Annotated in this window: 3 protein-coding genes; 2 read left to right on the top strand and 1 reads right to left on the bottom strand. The window is 67.3% G+C overall.

Annotated elements, in window-relative coordinates:
* Positions 1 to 874: YifB family Mg chelatase-like AAA ATPase (locus A985_RS26680; protein ID WP_039830718.1), on the top strand; the 874-nt coding region annotated here is incomplete at its 5' end.
* A 22-nt stretch (positions 875 to 896) separates the two neighbouring features.
* Here A985_RS26680 and A985_RS0122385 read toward each other — a convergent pair.
* A complete protein-coding gene (locus A985_RS0122385) occupies positions 897 to 1,436 on the bottom strand; it encodes a hypothetical protein (protein WP_017235614.1) in 540 nt (179 codons plus the stop codon).
* A gap of 99 nt (positions 1,437 to 1,535) precedes the next feature.
* Here A985_RS0122385 and A985_RS29580 point away from each other — a divergent pair.
* The coding region (locus A985_RS29580; RefSeq protein WP_232424714.1) for a hypothetical protein at positions 1,536 to 1,735 on the top strand (200 nt) is incomplete at its 3' end.

The raw sequence follows: 1,735 nt of genomic DNA, 5'->3' as shown, positions 1-1,735 counted from the left end.
AGGCGGACATCACATCTTGTTCTACGGCCCACCGGGTACCGGCAAGTCGATGCTGGCGACGCGGCTCGCGGGACTGCTCCCGGCGCTGAGCAAGGCGCAGGCCGTGGAGGCCGCCACGCTGGCCAGCCTGAGCGCACAGGGATTCGATATGCGCCACTGGGGCCGGCGACCGTTTCGCGCGCCGCATCATACGGCGTCGGCCGCGGCGCTGGTGGGCGGAGGTAGCGCGCCGCGGCCCGGTGAAATCAGTCTGGCCCATCGCGGGGTGCTCTTTCTCGACGAACTCCCTGAATTTCAGCGCCGCGTGCTCGAAGTCCTGCGCGAACCGCTGGAGTTGGGCCATGTCACGATCTCCCGCGCGGGCGGACACGCCACGTTCCCCGCCGCGTTTCAACTCGTGGCCGCGATGAACCCGTGCCCGTGCGGCGACCTGGGACATCCGTCGCGCAATTGCCGCTGTACGAGCGAGGCCGTGGCGCGATATCGCAATCGTCTCTCGGGCCCGCTGCTCGATCGCATCGACCTGCACGTCGAAGTGCCGGCGCTGAGCGCCGAGACATTCGCCGCGCCGGCCAGCGGCGAGCGCAGCGAAGTCGTGGCGACACGCGTCAGGCAGGCGCGGGAGCGCCAGCTATCTCGCCAGGGCCAATTGAACTGCGGCCTGTCGAGCCGTGCGCTGGAGGCGCAATGCGCCCTGCAGCCGAACGCGCAGGACGTTCTGCACCGCGCAGTGACGCAACACCATTGGTCGGCACGCACCTATCATCGCGTGCTGCGCGTGGCGCGCACGGTAGCCGATCTCGCAGGCATTGGCGATATCGATGCCCATCACGTCGCAGAGGCCGTGCAATACCGCGAAGCCCCGTCATCGTAACGGGCGCGAGGCGCAGCGGCGATCACTCCAGCGTGAACGAATCGAGAAATTGGTCGACCTGGTCCTTCGCGGGAGCCTTCGTCGCCAGCACGACCACTTGATAAACGTGATTGCCGCGACCGACGAAACGGGCGGCAACGTAACGCTCCGTCTTGTCGCTGGCCTTGCCTTGCGCGGATACGCCCAGTCCGGGAATCGCAGGCGCGTCGCCCGCCTGACGCACCATGACCTGCACCGGCGCGGCGGCCCCGTCGTTCACGTTCGCGAGCAAGCCATGCTGCAACTCGGCGAGGACTGCTTGACGTAGCGTTGCGTCGTCCTTGGGCAGCGTCACCACGCCCACGGCGAAGAGTGCCGCATCGACGCGGGCAGCTTGCATGCGCATAGGCAGTGGGCCGGAGGCGAACTTCACTTCGCGCGCGTCCTGCGTCGGTTTGGCGGGATAGGTTGCGGCATACCCGCCGTCTTTGTCGTGCACCTCGCGCCAATCGTAGCGAGGGGAACAGGCGGCGAGCACCATGGCCGCGGCAAGCATGACGTAGACACGGATAACGCGATTCATAGACAGGAGAATGAGCCTGAAGGGAAGGAGATTGCCATTATCCGCCATGTGTTGCGACACGAAAAACGCGCCGTTGCAGATCCCGGTATCATCGGCGGCATGAAACCCACCACGGCCGACTCATCCCGCCCATTGCCTACCGGCGTCTGCGACCGACGCGAGGCGATTGCATCCGCGCTGGCGCTCAAGCCCGGGTGCCACGCCCCTGCGCCCCGGCAAAGGGCCGGTCGCCTGATGCGGGGGCTGGCGGTGCTGACGACGGGCTTCGCCATTGGCGCGGCTGTCGCGGCGCCGGCATC

This window comes from Pandoraea sp. B-6 (assembly GCF_000282835.1).
GTDB classification, from domain to species: domain Bacteria; phylum Pseudomonadota; class Gammaproteobacteria; order Burkholderiales; family Burkholderiaceae; genus Pandoraea; species Pandoraea cepalis.
The sequence above is the reverse complement of the archived record's forward strand: the minus strand, read 5'-3'. Positions and strand labels throughout refer to the sequence as shown.